Annotated in this window: 15 protein-coding genes and 6 pseudogenes; 18 read left to right on the top strand and 3 right to left on the bottom strand. The window is 50.9% G+C overall.

The annotated features are described in order from the left end of the window. Positions 1-136: 136 nt before the first annotated feature. The 18 genes and pseudogenes from RJD28_17540 to RJD28_17455 all read left to right on the top strand — a co-directional run bounded on the left by RJD28_17540 (position 137) and on the right by RJD28_17455 (position 14,081). The gene (locus RJD28_17540; GenBank protein WNV57934.1) at positions 137-478 is read left to right on the top strand and encodes a hypothetical protein; all 342 of its coding nucleotides are present in this window, start codon (positions 137-139) and stop codon (positions 476-478) included. Continuing rightward, a complete protein-coding gene (locus RJD28_17535; protein WNV57933.1) occupies positions 478-1,191 on the top strand; it encodes an antirestriction protein ArdA in 714 nt (237 codons plus the stop codon). The genes RJD28_17540 and RJD28_17535 overlap by 1 nt, the downstream gene beginning before the upstream one ends. A 124-nt stretch (positions 1,192-1,315) precedes the next feature. Next, the gene (locus RJD28_17530) at positions 1,316-1,714 is read left to right on the top strand and encodes a PcfB family protein (GenBank protein WNV57932.1); all 399 of its coding nucleotides are present in this window, start codon (positions 1,316-1,318) and stop codon (positions 1,712-1,714) included. Further along, entirely contained in the window at positions 1,701-3,536 is a 1,836-nt protein-coding gene (locus RJD28_17525) for a type IV secretory system conjugative DNA transfer family protein (protein WNV57931.1), read from the top strand. The genes RJD28_17530 and RJD28_17525 overlap by 14 nt, the downstream gene beginning before the upstream one ends. A gap of 95 nt (positions 3,537-3,631) precedes the next feature. After that, positions 3,632-3,772, top strand: coding sequence for a Maff2 family protein (locus RJD28_17520; GenBank protein ID WNV57930.1), 141 nt, complete (start codon positions 3,632-3,634; stop codon positions 3,770-3,772). A gap of 251 nt (positions 3,773-4,023) precedes the next feature. Then, positions 4,024-4,245: pseudogene (locus RJD28_17515) on the top strand (phosphotransferase). Positions 4,246-4,607: 362 nt separating this feature from the next. Beyond that, positions 4,608-6,528: pseudogene (tet(32), locus tag RJD28_17510) on the top strand (tetracycline resistance ribosomal protection protein Tet(32)). 81 nt (positions 6,529-6,609) lie between these two features. Beyond that, positions 6,610-6,954 carry a helix-turn-helix transcriptional regulator gene (locus tag RJD28_17505; GenBank protein WNV57929.1) on the top strand — a complete coding sequence of 115 codons (345 nt, stop codon included), beginning with the start codon at positions 6,610-6,612 and terminating at the stop codon, positions 6,952-6,954. Positions 6,955-7,277: 323 nt separating this feature from the next. After that, the gene (locus RJD28_17500) at positions 7,278-8,045 is read left to right on the top strand and encodes a class I SAM-dependent methyltransferase (protein WNV57928.1); all 768 of its coding nucleotides are present in this window, start codon (positions 7,278-7,280) and stop codon (positions 8,043-8,045) included. A 204-nt stretch (positions 8,046-8,249) separates the two neighbouring features. Continuing rightward, positions 8,250-8,696: a sigma-70 family RNA polymerase sigma factor gene (locus RJD28_17495; protein ID WNV57927.1), complete on the top strand. Its 447-nt coding sequence runs from the start codon at positions 8,250-8,252 to the stop codon at positions 8,694-8,696. After that, a complete protein-coding gene (locus tag RJD28_17490; protein WNV57926.1) occupies positions 8,686-8,889 on the top strand; it encodes a helix-turn-helix domain-containing protein in 204 nt (67 codons plus the stop codon). Before RJD28_17495 ends, RJD28_17490 begins: the two co-directional genes overlap by 11 nt. A 533-nt stretch (positions 8,890-9,422) precedes the next feature. Then, positions 9,423-9,821, top strand: coding sequence for a plasmid mobilization relaxosome protein MobC (gene mobC / locus RJD28_17485; protein WNV57925.1), 399 nt, complete (start codon positions 9,423-9,425; stop codon positions 9,819-9,821). Further along, positions 9,793-11,416, top strand: a pseudogene (locus RJD28_17480) (relaxase/mobilization nuclease domain-containing protein). The gene mobC and the pseudogene RJD28_17480 overlap by 29 nt, the downstream one beginning before the upstream one ends. A gap of 186 nt (positions 11,417-11,602) precedes the next feature. Beyond that, positions 11,603-11,795 (top strand): annotated as a pseudogene (locus tag RJD28_17475) (hypothetical protein). Beyond that, positions 11,785-12,543, top strand: a complete 759-nt coding sequence (locus RJD28_17470; GenBank protein ID WNV57924.1) for a phage replisome organizer N-terminal domain-containing protein — start codon at positions 11,785-11,787, stop codon at positions 12,541-12,543. The pseudogene RJD28_17475 and the gene RJD28_17470 overlap by 11 nt, the downstream one beginning before the upstream one ends. Next, positions 12,540-13,397 carry an ATP-binding protein gene (locus RJD28_17465; GenBank protein WNV57923.1) on the top strand — a complete coding sequence of 286 codons (858 nt, stop codon included), beginning with the start codon at positions 12,540-12,542 and terminating at the stop codon, positions 13,395-13,397. The genes RJD28_17470 and RJD28_17465 overlap by 4 nt, the downstream gene beginning before the upstream one ends. Beyond that, a complete protein-coding gene (locus tag RJD28_17460) occupies positions 13,394-13,576 on the top strand; it encodes a transposon-encoded TnpW family protein (protein ID WNV57922.1) in 183 nt (60 codons plus the stop codon). The genes RJD28_17465 and RJD28_17460 overlap by 4 nt, the downstream gene beginning before the upstream one ends. 100 nt (positions 13,577-13,676) lie before the next feature. Further along, positions 13,677-14,081: pseudogene (locus tag RJD28_17455) on the top strand (recombinase family protein). A 65-nt stretch (positions 14,082-14,146) separates the two neighbouring features. Here RJD28_17455 and RJD28_17450 read toward each other — a convergent pair. From RJD28_17450 to RJD28_17440, 3 genes and pseudogenes are all read right to left on the bottom strand, one after another. Next, positions 14,147-14,602: a recombinase family protein gene (locus RJD28_17450; protein WNV57921.1), complete on the bottom strand. Its 456-nt coding sequence runs from the start codon at positions 14,600-14,602 to the stop codon at positions 14,147-14,149. A gap of 14 nt (positions 14,603-14,616) precedes the next feature. After that, positions 14,617-16,255, bottom strand: a pseudogene (locus RJD28_17445) (recombinase family protein). Continuing rightward, a complete protein-coding gene (locus tag RJD28_17440) occupies positions 16,239-17,903 on the bottom strand; it encodes a recombinase family protein (protein WNV59671.1) in 1,665 nt (554 codons plus the stop codon). The pseudogene RJD28_17445 and the gene RJD28_17440 overlap by 17 nt, the downstream one beginning before the upstream one ends. Positions 17,904-17,956 lie beyond the last annotated feature (53 nt).

Here is a 17,956-nt window from a genome sequence, read left to right as displayed (position 1 = left end):
ACGGTCTGCCCCGGCTGTGCTATTTCCCCGGCAAGCGGCGGGGGTATATCCTCCAGAGCCGCCCCCTTTCCCAAGACTGGGAAAGGGCGTGGGGTTTGGGTTGAACTTTCTTATTAAAATATCGGAGGTATGAACGATGAAACGACCCCTTGCTTATATCACCGCTGCATGGCTCGGCGGCGATAGCGAAAACGCAGAACTGGCGGCGCAGTATTGCCGCACCGTGTATGAGGCAGGCTTTTCTCCTATTTGCCCGCCCCTGTACTTGCCCCTGTTTCTCAATGATGCTGTTCCCGAGGAGCATAAAAGCGGCATCGACATGAGCCGTGACCTGCTCCGCCGTTCTCATGTGCTGGTTGTCTGCGGGCACAGTATGACCGAAGCCATGAAAAATGATATTGCCGTGGCCCAGCGGCTGGGAATTACGGCAACAACCCTTGAGGGCATCCTGACCGTCAAGGGACAGGGCCGCCGCTGATGGCGACCCTGTTTGAAGCCTACGTTACCAACGCCGGGAAGTACAGCGAGGGCCAGCTTCTGGGTGAAACACTGAAATTTCCCACAACCGCCCAGGAGGTGGAGGCTCTCTTGAAACGGATCGACGTGGATGGCGTCCGCTATCAGGAAATTTTTATTACCTCTTTCGATGGGGATGTGCTGGGGCTCTATGACCATTTGAGCGAGTATGAAAATCTGGACGAGCTTAATCATCTGGCCTGCCTGCTTTCCGAGCTTACCTCATCGGAGCTGGAAACACTGGAGGCCGTCCTCGACAGCGGCGATCACTGTTCCTCGGTGCGGGACATCATCAATCTGACACAAAATCTGGACTGTTACGGCTTTTACCCCGGCGTATCCGATGAGGAAACGCTGGGGCGTATTTATGTGGACGATCTGGAAATGTTGGATGTGCCGGATCAGGTAAAACCGTATTTCGATTATGAGGCGTATGGCCGGGATGCCTGCATCCACGAAAACGGCCATTTTGCCCCGGGCGGCTATGTTGTCAAAGAAAGCGATCATTTCGTGGAAGTGTATCACGGCTTGCAGGATATTCCCAAGGAGCATAAGGTGTTCTCTTTCCCGAAGCTCTCTATCCGGGAGCAAATGGCCGCTTATCAGGAAATCATAGACGGTTCTTCTTTGGAGGGCTACCGTCAAATGCAGAAAAAAGACCGTGGGGATCGGTGATGGCACTTCGAGACAAATTGTCCCAAGGAAGGAGGCGGTGTAACTGATTGATGAAGATATTTCCCGGCGCACGATAGCCATATCCGTAAAAACAACCAAGCTGACGGCGCGGGGACTGGCGTATGTGCTGGGCATGGTGGGCCGGAAGATCCGCAAGGCATACCGTGGGCGGCAAGTACCGCATGGAAAACAAAGTGTGCGAAAGCTCATGGCCCACGGTACAGCCACCAACAGCATTGAGCTATCCGGGGATGCCAAGTCCTTTGACCGCGTGGCCCGGAAATGGAATGTAGACTATGCGTTCTATAAAACCGGGCAGGACAAATACCTGCTGTTTTTCAAGGCTGGACAGGCAGACGCAATGACCGCCTGCTTTTCTGAGTATTCCCGGAAGGTGTTAAGCAAAGCAAAATCGAACCGTGTTCCCATCCGGGAACAACTGCAACAGGCGGCAGATCAGCTTTCCAAAGAAAAGCCGAAGCAGAAAGAACGTGCAAAGGAGGTGGCCCATGAGGACAGATAAGATCAGAAAATATCTCATTCCGAACATTCCCTATCTGTTCATCCTGTGGGCGTTCCTCAAGCTGGGAACGGCCTACCGGCTGGCGGCGGGGAACGATTTTGCACATAAGCTCATCGGGCTGGGCCAGACGATTGGCCCGGCCTTTGCTGACTTTGCGCCCGGTTTAGTCCCGCTGGATTGGCTTGTCGGTATTGTAGGAGCCGTTGGTTTCCGGCTGCTGATCTATTTCAAAAGCAAGAACGCTAAGAAGTTCCGGCGGGATGCAGAATACGGCAGCGCCCGGTGGGGAACGGAAAAAGACATCAAACCGTTTGTCGATCCGAAGTTTGAAAACAACGTGATTTTGACCGGGACGGAGTTTCTCACGATGAACACCCGCCCGAAAATCCCCGCAAATGCCAGAAACCTGAATTGCTGTATTATCGGCTCGTCCGGCTCCGGCAAAACCCGCTTCTGGCTTACGCCCCAGCTTTTACAGGCTCATTCCTCTTATGTGGTGGTCGATCCGAAAGGCGGTGTGCTGGGACAGGTCGGGGCTTTTCTGCAAAAACGCGGGTACAAAATCAAGGTGTTCAACAGCATAGATTTTTCAAAATCCATGCAATATAACCCGCTGGCGTATATCCGCAACGAGGCCGATATTCTGAAATTCGTGGATGCCCTGATTTCCAACACCAAGGGCGAAGGCAAGGAAGGCGATCCATTCTGGACAAAATCGGAAACGCTTTTGTACTGCGCCCTGATTGCCTACATCATTTTCGAGGGGCCTGCCGAGGATCGGAACATGAATACCCTTGTGGATATGATTTCCGGCATGGAGGTCAAGGAGGATGACGAGGATTTTATGAACGCGGTGGACTATATGTTTGCCGGGCTCGAAAAGCGCAAGCCGGATTGCTTCGCGGTCAAACAGTATAAAAAGTACAAATTGGCCAGCGGCAAGACGGCAAAAAGCATTTTGATTTCCTGCGGTGCGCGACTGGCTCCCTTTGACATCCCGCAGCTTCGTGAAGTCATGGCCTATGACGAATTGGAGCTTGACCGCATCGGAGATCGGAAAACAGCGGTATTCTTCATCATTTCCGATACCACGCAGACCTACAACTTTTTAGTGGCGCTTGCTTTTTCGCAGATGTTCAACCTCCTGTGTGAACGGGCGGACAATGTTCACGGTGGCCGCCTGCCGCACCATGTACGAGTGCTGTGGGACGAGGCAGCCAACACGGGACAGGTGCCCCAGCTCGAAAAGCTGGTCGCGGTTATCCGCTCCCGCGAGGTGAGTCTTTGCCTGCTGTATCAGCAGTTGGCACAGTGCAAGGCCATTTACGATAAACACGCCGAGACAATCCTCGGCAACATGGACAGCGTGGTGTTCCTCGGTGGCCGCGAAGCCAGCACCATCAAGGAAATATCCGAGAACTGGTTGGGAAAAGCCACAATCAGTATGCAGACCGACAGCCGCTCCCGTGGCCAGTCGGAAAGCTACAGTCAAAATACCCAGCGGCTGGGCCGGGAACTGATGACCCCAGCCGAACTTGCAACCATGCCGGGAGACAAATGTATTTTGCAGCTTCGGGGCCTGCCCCCGTTCTTCTCTCCCAAGTATGATCTGAAACGGCATCCGAACTACCGTTATACAGCGGAGGCCGATAAACAGAAAAACGCTTTTGACCTCGACAGGCTCATTAACCGCCGCAGGCGGCCTGGTCTGAACGAGGTGTGTACGATGTATGAGGTGGCTGTGCCGGACGATGCACTCACGGAAGAGGACGAGGACATCCTCAACTATGATGACATCGACGATCCAGACGCCTTTGCATAAACGCTTCGAGACAAAGTGTCCCGAAGTTTGTAACCTGCCGCCTGCAAGGGCGGCTTTTTTGTTACCGGGAAAATCCCGGAGAAATGGAGGTTTATATGGCATTTTTCTCATCTGCAATCGACACTTTACAGACCCTCGTTATTGCTCTCGGTGCTGGCCTTGGCGTGTGGGGCGTGGTTAATCTGCTGGAGGGCTACGGCTCGGATAACCCGGGCTCCAATGCTCATGTACGGTAAGGAAGCAAGCAACCGAAAACAAGAGATAGACCGCCAGCACTACACTATTCCGAACCAAAGACCAAAAGATAAGCATTGTGGGAAAATCTAAACTTTTGGATTTTCCTACAATGCCGACTACGGCGGAATCCTTCCCACTCCTTATATCTTTATTTCCGTATACATTGAATTTGTATTTAGTAAATGCTATAATGTCCCTATTCAAATTATAAATGTGTTGAATTAGTTACATGTACATATTTTTTGTGCCGCATAAATACCCTGTTGAGGTTGTCGTTCTTTGTCCAGATGTGGAAACAATAAAAGGAAGGGAACGATACAGGGAGAAAACAGGCTATTCCGGCTTTACGGTTGAAACCTTATACGATACATTTATGCAGACAACACCACGGATCGGCTTTTGGCTGGACAATTCCAACCAAACACCACAGCAGACAGCAGAAACCATTCTGAACGCCAGAAAGTCGGTATGATTGTTACATATAAGGGGAAGAAAAATTTCTTTTAGGTACTTTCTTTCCTAAAACTAATGTGATATAATAGCATCATTCCAAAAAAGGAGTAAAAAATATGCGGCAAGGTATTCTTAAATAAAACTATAATCAAATAGTGGGAACAAAGGATTATGATAGTCCCTTTTGTGGGGGCTTGGTTTTTTGTACCCAATTTAAAAATACTTTTGCCTTATCAATTTTGACATATCCGAAAAACAGCAATCACAAACAGGTGTATGCTGTATATGTGTATGTCCGCAAATTATAATCCCCAGTGGTAAAAGTATTTTACTGCTGGGGATTTTTATGCCCTTTTGGGGCTGTAAAAGGAGGACAATCACATGAAAATAATCAATATTGGAATTCTCGCCCATGTAGACGCAGGAAAAACAACATTGACGGAAAGCCTGCTGTACACCAGTGGAGCGATTGCGGAACAAGGAAACGTGGATAAAGGAACTACAAGAACAGACACTATGATTTTGGAACGGCAGCGCGGAATTACCATTCAGACAGCGGTTACTTCTTTTTGCTGGAATGATTATAAAATCAATATCGTGGACACTCCCGGTCATATGGATTTTTTAACCGAAGCATACCGCTCTTTATCTGTCCTTGACGGAGCTGTTTTAGTCATTTCGGCAAAAGACGGCGTACAGGCACAAACCCGTATATTATTCCATGCGCTTCAGAAAATGGACATTCCGACAATTATCTTTATAAATAAGATAGACCAAAATGGGATCGACCTGCGGCGTGTTTACCAAAGCATTAAAGATAAACTTACCAGTGATATGATTGTCATGCAGGAGGTTTCCCTGTCGCCAAAGATAACCATGACCGATATTTCTGATTTGGACAAATGGGATATGATTATTTCCGGAAGCGATGAACTATTAGAACGATATGTTGCAGAGGATTCTTTGGATATACAGGAATTACAATATGAAAAGTGCAAAAGAACCAGATGCTGCTCTTTGTTTCCTGTTTATCATGGGAGTGCAAAAGACAATTTAGGAACAGAAAAACTGATTGAAGCGATTACAGAAACTTTCATTACAGAAACAGACGATATTCAGTCTGAATTATGTGGATATGTTTTTAAGGTTGAGTATACAGAGCGGAAAAAACGGCTTTCTTATTTACGCCTGTATCATGGGACGCTCCATTTACGGGATACCCTGCTGCTGTCAAAAAAGGAAAAAATAAAGATTACAGAAATGTGTATTCCGTCAAATGGTGAAATCGTCCCGGTTGACCATGCCTGTCCGGGAGAAATTGTTATTTTAGCTGATGATACTTTGAAACTGAACGAGATTCTGGGAAATGAAAAACTCCTGCCTCACAAAACACGGATTGATAATCCCATGCCATTACTTCGGACAACGGTAGAGCCGCAAAAGCCGGAGCAAAGGGAAGCCCTGTTAAATGCCCTCACAGAGATTGCTGATACAGACCCTCTTTTGCATTTTGACATTGATACTGTTACACATGAGATTATATTATCTTTTTTGGGAAAAGTACAGTTAGAAGTTATTTGTTCGCTATTAGAAGAAAAAATATCATGTGGGCGTGGCTATGAAAGAGCCTTCGGTTATTTATCTGGAAAGACCGCAAAAAAAAGCGAGCTACACGATTCATATTGAAGTGCCGCCGAATCCGTTTTGGGCATCTATTGGTTTGACTGTAACACCGCTTCCTGTTGGAAGCGGAACACAATATAAAAGCGAGGTATCTCTCGGCTATTTAAACCAAAGTTTTCAAAATGCCGTCATGGAGGGTGTGCGTTATGGAATGGAGCAGGGCTTATATGGCTGGGGAGTGACAGACTGCCAAATTTGTTTTGATTATGGAGTTTATTACAGCCCGGTCAGCACCCCCGCTGATTTTCGTTTTCTTGCGCCTGTCGTGTTGGAGCAGGCATTGAAAAAAGCAGGAACACAACTGTTGGAACCATACCTTTCCTTTACCCTTTTTGCACCGCAGGAATATCTTTCACGGGCTTATAATGACGCACCAAAGTATTGCGCAATCATTGAATCAACCAGACTTGAAAAAGATGAAGTTATTTTTAAGGGGGAAATCCCTGCCCGTTGTATTGGTGAATATAGAAATGATTTGAATTTTTATACAAATGGAAGAAGTGTCTGCATTACAGAATTAAAAGGGTATCAGGAAACTTCCGGCGAGCCTGTGTTTCAGCCACGCCGCCCGAACAGCCGTTTAGACAAGATCCGGCATATGTTTCAGAAGATAATGTAACATCTTGCGCAATGCAAACGTTCATTGCTGGCTATTGCGAAATATCATTGATAAAATCAGCATCAGAGAGGAGGAACCATTTTGAACCAGAAACAGACGGATATTACAACAGGAAAGCAAATACGTCATCTGCGAACACAATCGGGAATGACACAGGAAGAACTGGCTGGGAAATTGAATGTTACCCGGCAGGCGCTATCGAATTGGGAGAGAGATGTTAATGAACCCGATTTAAATACGTTGAAAAAAATTTGTTTTCTTTTTGGAGTCCACATGGACGATTTTGCGAAGGAGGTAATAACAAAAATGGAAACATGTGAAAAAAAGAGAAACGACAATTTAATAAGTATGATATGGCAATTGGACTTTTTTATGGTGTCGGGATATTTCTTGGCATTGGTATTTTCTTTGTTGGCGGTTTTATGACAATGTCGGGTGCAGGGTGGGGAGCATCACTATTTGGCGGTGGCTGTTTTTCTCTTGTATTTGGCTTGATATGCCATGCAGTTATTACATTGAGAAGAAATGACAAATGATGACATATCCTGCTTTCTAGTCTTTTCGGTCATATCGCGTAAAAAAGCCGCTGCTTTTGGCTTTCCAATAGCGGCGGCAAAGGGAAATATCCTTTGAATACCTTACAGAAGAAAAGTTTTGCAGCATTATAAAAATAAAAGCCTATACCATTTTGGAAAGAAAAGATACATAATAGTCAAGACGGCAACAATCAGAAGTTATGGAGGGTAACAATGGAATATAGTAAGGAAGATTTAATGGAAGCAAAAAGGCAAATTTTGGGAGTGGGAGAGAACATGGGAACAGAGGAAAGCAAAAAGATCTGGGAGAAAAACGCACAATTTTGGGATGATGCAATGGGTGACGAATCCAATGAATTTCACAGAGAGGTAGTACGTCCCAAAGTAACGGAACTTCTCTCTCCTGATCCTTCGGATTACATTTTGGATATTGCGTGCGGCAATGGAAATTATTCTTCGTATCTTGCACAGAGAGGCGCTTCGGTCGTCGCTTTTGATTACAGCAAAAAAATGATAGAATTGGCTAAAAGACGGCGATCACAATATGCAAAACAAATTGAGTTTTGCGTAGCGGATGCGACCAATAGAGAAAGCTTATTAGGATTAAAAAGAAATCGAGCCTTTACGAAAGCAGTTTCTAATATGGCAATTATGGATATTACGGATATTGAACCGCTTTTTATGGCTGTTTATGAACTATTGGAGGAAAACGGGATTTTTGTCTTTGCAACGCAGCACCCTTGTTTTATCACATTGACTGAAAAATATATGACACCGCACAGTTACTATGATATAGCGATCGAAGGGCAGCCGGAGGAGCAGATTTATTATCATCGTTCCATACAAGATATTTTTAACCTTTGTTTCAGAGCTGGATTTGTCATTGATGGATTTTATGAAGAATGTTTCAAAAACAATAAAGAAATTCCTATGGTAATGATAGTAAGGCTTAAAAAGGTAAAACGTGATAGCTTAAAATAAATTCAAGTTTGCCGGATAAATAGCAAACCCGGCCGAGCCAGTCAACGGTCAAGATGAACGGGCTTCGCCCGCCGTTGACAGCCCCGCCCGGTTTTGCAGTTAGGCAGTCAAGGAGCGACAGCCTAAAGTGCTGCCGCCCCTTACTATCATAAAAAGCAACTACTAACCAGCCACAGCCCTTTTGGGAGGAAAGGGGGATTTTCCATGACCTGTACAGAAGAATATCGGGAACATATCGAGTACACTTTCCATGCCTTTTGCAAAGTCGTTATCCGAAATGCAACGATCAACGCAGCGAGGACACGGAGCAGGAAGCACAAAAGAGAAATATCCCTTGAATACCTCACAGACGAAAAGCACTACCCTTTAGGCACGACAGATGAATATTTCCAAGCCCCGGAGCCGGACGAGGAATACATACTTACCCTTTGCGGCGATACGGTCATTTTCAGCAGCGGTTTACTTGCGGAAGCCCTGTCACGGCTGGACGAACGGGAGCGGGAAATGATTTACCTGTCCTTTTTCAAGCGTATTCCACAGCACGAAATTGGCAGACAGTACGGGCGCAGCCGCAGCACAGCGGGCTACCATATCCGAAAAGCCCTACGGCAGCTCCAAGCGGAAATGGAGGGAATGGCATATGAGAAATAATAGGCTTCTCCCCTATGAAACAATCGTCCAAGCCGCCAGCGGGGAGCCGGAAGCGGTGGGAACTGTATTGCAGTATTACCGCCGCCGCATACAATGTGCCGCCCGTGTGAATGGACGGGTAGACCAAGATACAGAGGACTACATCACCCAGACGCTTCTCACAGCTATTTTCAAGTTCCGCTTTGGGAGATAGCCCTACCGCCTACAACTGAATAACCGCCGCTTCGCCGGCAACCAGAAAGCAGTAAATCTATTCAACAGATTTGCTGCTTTTTTTCGTTCCTGTTTGGCATTTTTGAAAATCCCCAGTATGAAAAAACAAAAGGGAAAATAGCCGCCGCAGTTGGCAAAATCCCTTACTTATCCGTAGAGGGTATCAAAGAAAAAAATACTGCCATTGTCCGCCTATTCCGGCTTGCGTGGTGTTGTAGGGAATAGAGGGGAAATTCTAAAAATCTCCGTCCATTTTGCTTTGCGTGGTGTTGTAGGTAGTGAAAGGAAAATTTTCAAGATAAGCCGGAATAGCGGGTAGCAAAGACCTTTTGAAACGTTTTGTTAGCGGAAAGGACGGGAGCCGGGGAACGCCGGAGTTTTTCAGAGCAAGATTCTACCGAGGTGCCAAAATTCGCTCTCCGCTTATTTTTGCCCCTGCGGGAATCTTGTTGGGGAGTGCCTTCCCCAAACCCTGCTATGCGCCCTGTCGGGCGAGAAAGGAGGTCACAGACCATGCGAAAGAAATACAATACGCCCCACCGCCGTCATGTGGTAAAGACCCGCATGACCGATGAAGAATACGCCGACTTCACCGGGCGGCTGGCGGCTTATGAAATCAGCCAGTCCGAGTTTATCCGGCAAGCCATACGGAAAGCGACCATACGCCCCATTGTCACCGTTTCCCCGGTCAATGACGGGCTGCTTGCCGCCCTCTCCAAGCTCACGGCAGAGTACGGGAAAATCGGCGGCAACTTAAACCAGATTGCCCGGAGCCTGAACGAATACGGAAGCCCCTACCGGGGGCTGGAAAAGGAAGTGCGGGGAGCCGCCGCCGACCTTGCCGCCTTGAAGTTTGAAGTCTTGCAGAAAGTAGGTGAAGCCGTTGGCGATACTCAAACATATCAGCTCTAAAAATGCCAACTACGGGGACGCTGAAAAATACCTCACATTCGAGCATGACGAGTTTACCATGAAGCCCACCCTTGACGCAGACGGGCGGCTCATACCGAGGGTAGACTACCGCATATCCTCTCTGAATTGTGGCGGGGAGGATTTTGCCGTTGCCTGTATGCGCTCCAATCTCCGCTACGGCAAGAACCAGAAACGGGAGGACGTAAAGAGCCACCACTACATCATCAGCTTTGACCCACGGGACGGCCCGGACAACGGCTTGACCGTTGATCGGGCGCAGGAGCTGGGCGAGAAGTTCTGCGCCGAGCATTTCCCCGGACACCAGGCCCTTGTCTGCACCCACCCGGACGGACACAGCCACACCGAAAATATCCATGTGCATATCGTCATTAACAGTCTGCGGATTGCGGAGGTTCCCATGCTGCCCCACATGGACAGGCCAGCGGACAGGAAAGCAGGCTGCAAGCACCGCTGTACGGACGCAGCTATGAACTATCTGAAAGCCGAAGTCATGGAGATGTGCCACAGCGAGGGGCTTTACCAGATAGACCTTTTGAACGGCAGCAAAGAACGCATTACCGAGCGTGAGTATTGGGCGCAGAAGAAAGGACAGGCTGCCCTTGACAGAGCCAACGCCCCTATTGCTGCGGACGGTATCGCGCCCCGGCAGACCAAGTTTGAAACGGATAAGGCGAAGCTGCGCCGGACTATCCGGGAAGCCCTTGCCGCTGCTTCCGGCTTTGATGAGTTTGCCGCCCTGCTTCTCCGGCATGGTGTGACCGTCAAGGAGAGCCGGGGGCGGCTAAGTTACCTCACGCCGGACAGGACGAAGCCAATTACCGCCCGGAAGCTGGGGGACGATTTTGACCGGGCTGCTGTCCTCTCCGTTTTGGAGCAGAACGCCGCCAGAGCCGCCGAAAAACCCGCAGCCATAGCGGAATACCCCGGCAGTATCAAAGACCGCTTACGGACGAAAAAAAGAAGCGAAAAACGCCCCGAACAATGACGCTGTACAGCGCATGGTAGACATAGCCGCCAAGCGAGCCGAGGGGAAAGGACGGGGCTATGAGAAGTGGGCGACCATGCACAACCTCAAACAGATGTCGGCTACCCTCATGCTCTACCAGCAGTATGGCTTTTCTTCCCCGGACGAGCTGGACGCTGCCATTTCCGCAGCCAACACCGCCACGCAGGAGAGCCTTGCCGGACTGAAAGGGCTGGAAGCCGCTATCCGGGAGAAAAAGGAATTGCAGCGCAACCTTTTGGGCTATATCGGCACGAAGCCCGCCCGTGACGGTCTGAAAGCGCAGAAATCGGAGAAAGCCCGGAGAGCCTACCGGGAACAGCACGAAAGCGATTTTATCATAGCGGACACAGCCGCCCGTTATTTCCGGGAGCATGGAATAACCAAGCTGCCAGCCAGCAAAGCCCTGCAAAGGGAGATTGAGCAGCTTACCGTCCAGAAGAACGCCGGATATAACGACTACCGGGAGAAACGCCAGCGGGCGCAGGAGCTTCAGACAGTCAGACGCAATATCGACCAGATTTTAAGGGGCGCACCGAGCCAGCAGAAAAAGCGTGAACAGGAGCGTTAAAGACCGCCCCGAAATGATACCGAAACCCTACAAAAATACAGGTATGATATGAACCCTTACCGCAATACTCCCCGACTTCCAAACGGGGCTTACAGGGCAGAAAAAGCCCGAAAATGATACCGAGAACATACAGAAAATGCCCCCTATCCCGCTACACCGATAGGAACGGCAGAAAGGAGCTTACCATTGCCGAGAATGAGCAAGAAGCGGCGGCTGGAATGGTCTTTCTTCCTCAACCACCGCAACCGTATCACCTTACAACGACCTATGCCGGGGCTGCACCCGTGACTGCAAACAGAGCTTCCGGGCGGTTATCATACTATGCCCTCGCTATTATTCCAAACGCTGGAAAAAGGAGGACGCAGCCTATGGCAGATAACCGCAAATATTACTACCTCAAGCTGAAAGAGAGCTATTTTGACGATGATGCAATCGTTCTGCTGGAAAGTATGCAGGACGGCGTTATCTATTCCAACATTCTCTTGAAGCTGTACTTGAAATCGCTGAAAAACGGCGGGAAATTGCAGCTTGACGAGAATATCCCCTACACCGCCCAGATGATTGCGACCATTACCCGCCAGCAGGTAGGTACCGTAGAGAGAGCTTTGAAAATCTTTATGAAGCTGGGGCTTGTGGAGCCTTTGCCAAGCGGCGCACTCTACATGAGCAACATTGAGCTTTTAATCGGCCAGTCCTCTACCGAGGGGGAGCGCAAGCGCAGGGCGCGGCTGGCTTTGCAGGAACAAAAAGCCCTGCCGCAGACAGGGGCGGACAAATGTCCACCATATCGAGCGGACATTTGTCCACCAGAGATAGAGATAGAGAAAGAGATAGATATAGAAATAGAAAAAGAGAGAGAGTTAGAAACGGGACACCCCGCCCCCGCCGCCTATGGCAGATACCACAATGTCATTCTTTCCGATACGGAGCTTGACGGGCTGAAAACAGAGCTTCCCGGCAAGTGGGAGTATTACATTGACCGCCTATCCTGCCATATCGCTTCCAGCGGGAGGAAATACAAGAGCCATGCAGCCACGATTTTCAAGTGGGCGCAGGAGGACGCAGCCAAGAAAGCCCCGAAAAAGGGCATACCCGATTATACCTGTAAGGAGGGCGAGAGCTTATGACGAATGGATTTGATGAAATGATTTTGAATATGACCGACACCACGCCGGAGCCGGAGGACTACACCGGCGAGGACGGGCTTTTATACTGCGGGAAGTGCCACAAGCCCAAAGAGGGCTATTTCCCCAAAGAAACCGCCGCATGGCTGGGGCGTGACCGCCACCCGGCAGAATGTGACTGCCAGCGGGCAGAGCGTGAGGAACGGGAAGCCGCAGAGAAACAGCGCAGTCACCTTGAAACTGTCGAGCGGTTGAAGCGGCGGGGCTTTACAGACCCGGCTATGCAGGGCTGGACGTTTGAGAACGACAACGGCAAGTGCCCGCAAATGGAACACGCCCATTTCTATGTGGAGAACTGGGAAACCATGAAAGAGCGCAACATTGGCTATCTGCTATGGGGCGGCGTTGGCACAGGCAAGAGCTATTTTGCGGGCTGTATCGCAAATGCCCTTATGGAGCGTGAAATCCCCGTGTGCATGACAAACTTTGCATTGATATTGGGTGACCTTGCCGCCAGCTTTGAGGGCAGGAATGAATATATCTCCCGACTTTGCAGCTTCCCGCTGCTTATCCTTGACGATTTTGGAATGGAACGGGGAACGGAATACGGCTTAGAGCAGGTCTACAACGTGATTGACAGCCGTTACCGCAGCGGCAGGCCGCTGATCGTCACGACTAATCTCACGCTGGAGGACTTGCAGCACCCGGAGGACACCGCCCACGCCCGCATTTATGACCGTCTGATTGAAATGTGTTCTCCTGTCCGCTTTACCGGGAGCAACTTCCGAAAAGCCACGGCGCAGGAGAAAATGGGACAACTGAAAAAGCTGATGAACAGAAAGGAGAGCCGCCTATGACCAACACCCCAAAGAATGACCGCAGCACCCGCCGCCCGGATTGCGTGACGGAAATCCGCATAGGTAATTCTGTCCTTGTCGTTTCCGGCTATTTCAAGCAGGACACCACCGCCACCGCCGCCGATAAAATGCTGAAAGTGCTGGAAGCGGAAGCTGCTACACAAAAATCGGCAATTTGACGGGACGTAAAGAAGCAGAAAGGACTGTACAGCCAGCCCCGGCGTGTGGTATGATAGTCATACGGAATAGTGGGGCTGGCTGTCGGAAATGGAGGACACTATGTTAAGACAGACCACCCGAAACCTTATTACCGCCCTTTATCCGAGATTATCCCACGAGGACGAGCTGCAAGGTGAGAGCAATTCTATTTCAAACCAGAAGCGTATTCTTGAAACCTATGCGAAGCAGAACGGCTTTTCCAATCTGCAATGGTACACAGATGACGGTTATTCTGGGGCGAACTTCCAAAGACCCGGTTTTCAAGCCATGCTTGCGGACATTGAAGCCGGAAAAGTCGGCACCGTTATCGTCAAGGATATGTCACGGTTAGGGCGAAACTATCTGCAAGTGGGAATGTATACGGAAATGATTTTCCCACAGAAAGGCGTCCGCTTTATCGCTATCAATGACGGAGTGGACAGCGCACAGGGCGACAATGATTTTGCCCCTCTGCGGAACATTTTTAAGAACATCTCCCATTCGGGAAAGGGAAGGAATGATTTCTCCCTTTTCGGATGGTTTTGACTGTATCAATCGCTGTTTTCGTTGTTCCTGCGGTAAGTTTTCCATAGTTCATGGAGTGCAAGCTGCCATTGGATTCCGGGCGGCAGCCATAGGTGAAAAAAGGGATTTACCTGAAACGCATCCGGTTCAGCAGCGGACTGAATCCAGACACCCTTGCTGCTCAACTCGCGCAAAGCCTGCATCCAAAGGATTGGGTCGCGCGCTATCCGTGTAAGATCGGCAACAAGGAGAATGTCTGCCTTTTGCTCCACCGCCTCCTGACAAGCCCTTTTCCAGCCGTCGCGGTCAAGCGTAGTTCCTTTTTCACACTCGCTGACTTCTCCCACAATTTCATAACCCAGCCGCTCGGCCTGCTCATGCAGCCGGGCGCTTTGTGCTTCCAGCGCGTGATCGCCGTCAAGCTGCGCCTGCGTTGCTACCCGGCAATATAATACCACACGCTTGCTTTTGTTGCTATCCATGATTTGACCTCCATTCAGATATTGCCGACAAAGCGGTAATAGATTTTGATGTCCCGGACGTTTTTCCCATCAATGACGGTCTTTTCTCCGACCTCAATGCGGTCGATCAGCTCGTCCACCGTTTCACGGTCAAGCTCCCGTATATGCAGGTGCTTTCGGACGACTGCCGCCCAGCTCTGAATGTCGGCGGCGCTCTGCTCATACTCCCTGATTTCCGCAAGAAGCGTATCCAGCCGGTCGGTCCGCTGGCGGCGCTCCTGCTCGGTCTTTTCAAGCAGTACAGCGAAGGACGCTGCGCTGATGCTGCCGCAAACCTTGTCCTCATAGAGCTTGGCGGTCATTTGCTCCAGCTCATAAACGCGGCGGCGCAGCTTCCCAATCTCCTGCCGGACGCTTTCCTGACGCTCGGCGTCTGCGGCGGTGCGCTGCGCTTGCAGCCTGTCCAGCATGGCAGCTTCGTCCAGCTCCAGAGCCTCGGCATGGGCGCGAATTTCATTCAATACAAGCTCCGTCAGCGTCATCTCATAGATGGTGTGCCGGGAACACGCGCCATAGCCGGAGGCCGTATAGCGGGAGCAGAAATAGGAAACGTACTTTTTGGACGTGCCGTTCTTGCGGCGCTGCGTCTCCCGGTTGCCCTGAAGGGGTGCTTTACAGTCGGCGCAGACGAGCTTGCCGGTGAACAGAAAGGGCTTCGGCGGCGCGTTGTCCGCCGAGAGTAGCGTCCTTTCCCGGTTGATGGCCTGCACTTCATCCCATAACTCCGGCGAGATGATGGCTTCATGCAGAGCCTCATGCCGTATCCACTCGGATTCCGGCTTATAGATCATGGTGTCGTCCTTATAGGAGCGCGAGCCGGTCTGGTTCTGAATGAGATTTCCGGTGTAGGCCTCGTTTGTCAATACATTCTTCACCGTGGCGTACATCCAAAGGTTCGCGTACTTGCAGGAGCCGTTTCCGTACCGCTTTGCCCAATACCAGCGCGGGGGACAGGATGCCCTCGCTGTTCAGCACGGCGGCGATCTTGCCGTAGGCCATGCCGCCGCGCCGTAGCTCGAACATCCGGCGCACTACGGCAGCAGCTTCCTCGTCGATCACCAGCCGATGTCTGTCCTCATCGCTCTTGCGGTAGCCGTAGGGCGCGTAGGCGGCGATATACTGGCCGCTGCGCATTTTGGCGTGAAGGACAGATTTTACCTTATTGGAGAGGTCTTTCAAGTGGTAGTCGTTCATCAGACTGCGGAAGTGCAGCATATCCGTGTTGTCACCCTCGGTGTCGAGGCAGTCAAGGACGGATACGAAGCGGCAGCCCAACGAGGGGAAAATAACGTCGGTATAGCGCCCGACCTCCACAAAATCACGGCCCAGCCGTGATAGGTCTTTCACAAGGATCAGGTTGATAAGGCCGTGCCGCGCATCCTCCAGCATCTCCAGAAATCCGGGACGCTGAAAATTTCCACCACTATAACCGTCGTCCGAGTAGGACTTGACCTCCGTCCAGCCGTTGAGCATTACGAATTTGGAAAGCAGTTTATATTGATTCTCGATGCTGACGGATTCATCAGCGGGGATATAGTTTTTCGCCTTGGCGGAGTTGGAGGCGTCGTCCACGCTCAACCGGCAGTAGATGCCGACCTTATATAGCTTTTTCATACGCTTCCTGCCTCTCCTGTGCCAGCGCGTCGTCCACGCTGCCGACGTAGCGGTAGACCACCTTGACGTCGCAGATGCGCTGTCCGTTGACCTTCCGCGCCTCGCCCACCTCGATGCGGTCCACCAGCTCAAAGAGGATGCTTTCGTCCAGCGCCGTGATCTCGGTGTAGCGGCGGATGACCTCCATCCAGCGGTTTGCGTCCTGCCGGTTCTCAAGCTGCGCCCTGACCTTCTGCTCCAGCTCCGGGATGGCGGCGGCTTTTTCCGCCCGTTCGGTTTCGTATTTCCGCATGAGCGTCTGAAAGACCGTCTGGGGGATGGTGCCGGTGCATTTGTCCTCATAGAGATTCTGCATCAGCCGTTCCAGCTCCGTCATACGCGCCGCTGCCGCTTTCAGCTCCTGCTCATAGGAGATGACGCGGCTGCGGCTTTCCTTTTCCTTCATACGGCTGATCTGCTCGGCAAGGCGCTCGCCGTCGCACTCGACGAAGCGCGCCTTTTCCCGGATGTCCGTCAGCACCAGCTCCTCCAGCACATTCTCATAGATGGAGTGGATGGTGCAGGCGCTTTTGCCGCTTCTGGCATAGTTGCCGCAGATAAAGGAGCTGTACCGCCCCGGCGTTCCGTCCTTATAGGTGAAGCGCTCGATGTGGTTGCGCATCTTGAAGCCGCAGTCTGCGCAGTAGACAAGACCGGTGAAGATACTGCGGATGCCGTCTGTGGGCGGCGTCTTGCGCACCTTCTTTTTGTCGATGCTGACCACGGTATCCCATATCTCGCGGGAGATGATGGGCTCGTGGGTTCCCTCCACCCGTATCCATTCCTCTTCCGGCTTGTTGATGAGCTTGCGGGACTTATAGGACAGAGTGCCGGTTTTGCCCTGCACCATGTTCCCGATGTAGACCTCGCTGCGGATGAGGGCTTTGACGGTGGTTTCCGCCCACTTGTGGTTGACGTTGCGCGGGTCGCTGCGCCCCTTGCGCTGATAGTAGAGCGCACCGGGCGGCAGAACGCCCTCCTCGTTGAGCGTGACGGCGATGGCGCGGAAGCCTGTGCCGGCGGCGCGCATGGCGAAGATGCGGCGCACGGTAGGGGCGGTTTCCTCGTCGATGATAAGATGGTGCTTATCCTCCGGGTCGCGCTTGTAGCCGTAGGCGGGGTAGGTTCCCATGAACTTGCCGCTTTCCGCGCAGGCTCTTTTGACCGCCTTGACCTTCTTGGAGGTGTCCCGGCTGTAAAACTCGTTAAATAAGTTCAAAAAGCACATAACGTCGGTGCTACCGTTGTCACTCATGGTGTCGATGCCGTTGTTCAGCGCGATAAAACGGCAGCCCAGCGAGGGAAACAGGTAGTCCGTGTACTGTCCGAACTCGATGTAGTTACGCCCAAAGCGTGATAGGTCCTTGACCAGAATGAGGTTGATTTTCTTGGCTTTTGCATCTTCGATGAGGCGTTTGACGCCGGGACGGTCGAAATTCGTACCTGAGTACCCGTCGTCGCAGTACACCGCGATCTCGTTCCAGCCCCGCTGACGCACATAGCTTTGCAGCAGGAGCTTTTGATTTTCGATGGATATGGACTCCCCATCGCGCTCATCGTCGTTGCTGAGCCTGCAATAGATGCCTACGTTGTATGTCTTTTCGATCATCTGTATTTTACCTCCCGATTCTCTGCGATTCATACATCCGTGCGGCGTGATGG

Source organism: Oscillospiraceae bacterium NTUH-002-81 (genome assembly GCA_032620915.1).
Lineage (GTDB): Bacteria > Bacillota > Clostridia > Lachnospirales > Lachnospiraceae > JAGTTR01.
Note: the sequence above shows the minus strand (reverse complement) of the source record. Positions and strands in the feature narration are given on the sequence as shown.

Excerpts from the sequence above, each read along its gene's own strand:
- RJD28_17540 (WNV57934.1), top strand. The coding sequence starts at position 137 with ATGAAACGACCCCTTGCTTATATCACCGCTGCATGGCTCGGCGGCGAT.
- RJD28_17535 (WNV57933.1), top strand. The coding sequence starts at position 478 with ATGGCGACCCTGTTTGAAGCCTACGTTACCAACGCCGGGAAGTACAGC.
- RJD28_17525 (WNV57931.1), top strand. The coding sequence starts at position 1,701 with ATGAGGACAGATAAGATCAGAAAATATCTCATTCCGAACATTCCCTAT.
- RJD28_17520 (WNV57930.1), top strand. The coding sequence starts at position 3,632 with ATGGCATTTTTCTCATCTGCAATCGACACTTTACAGACCCTCGTTATT.
- RJD28_17500 (WNV57928.1), top strand. The coding sequence starts at position 7,278 with ATGGAATATAGTAAGGAAGATTTAATGGAAGCAAAAAGGCAAATTTTG.
- RJD28_17495 (WNV57927.1), top strand. The coding sequence starts at position 8,250 with ATGACCTGTACAGAAGAATATCGGGAACATATCGAGTACACTTTCCAT.
- RJD28_17490 (WNV57926.1), top strand. The coding sequence starts at position 8,686 with ATGAGAAATAATAGGCTTCTCCCCTATGAAACAATCGTCCAAGCCGCC.
- mobC (WNV57925.1), top strand. The coding sequence starts at position 9,423 with ATGCGAAAGAAATACAATACGCCCCACCGCCGTCATGTGGTAAAGACC.
- RJD28_17470 (WNV57924.1), top strand. The coding sequence starts at position 11,785 with ATGGCAGATAACCGCAAATATTACTACCTCAAGCTGAAAGAGAGCTAT.
- RJD28_17465 (WNV57923.1), top strand. The coding sequence starts at position 12,540 with ATGACGAATGGATTTGATGAAATGATTTTGAATATGACCGACACCACG.
- RJD28_17460 (WNV57922.1), top strand. The coding sequence starts at position 13,394 with ATGACCAACACCCCAAAGAATGACCGCAGCACCCGCCGCCCGGATTGC.
- RJD28_17450 (WNV57921.1), bottom strand. The coding sequence starts at position 14,602 with ATGGATAGCAACAAAAGCAAGCGTGTGGTATTATATTGCCGGGTAGCA.
- RJD28_17440 (WNV59671.1), bottom strand. The coding sequence starts at position 17,903 with ATGATCGAAAAGACATACAACGTAGGCATCTATTGCAGGCTCAGCAAC.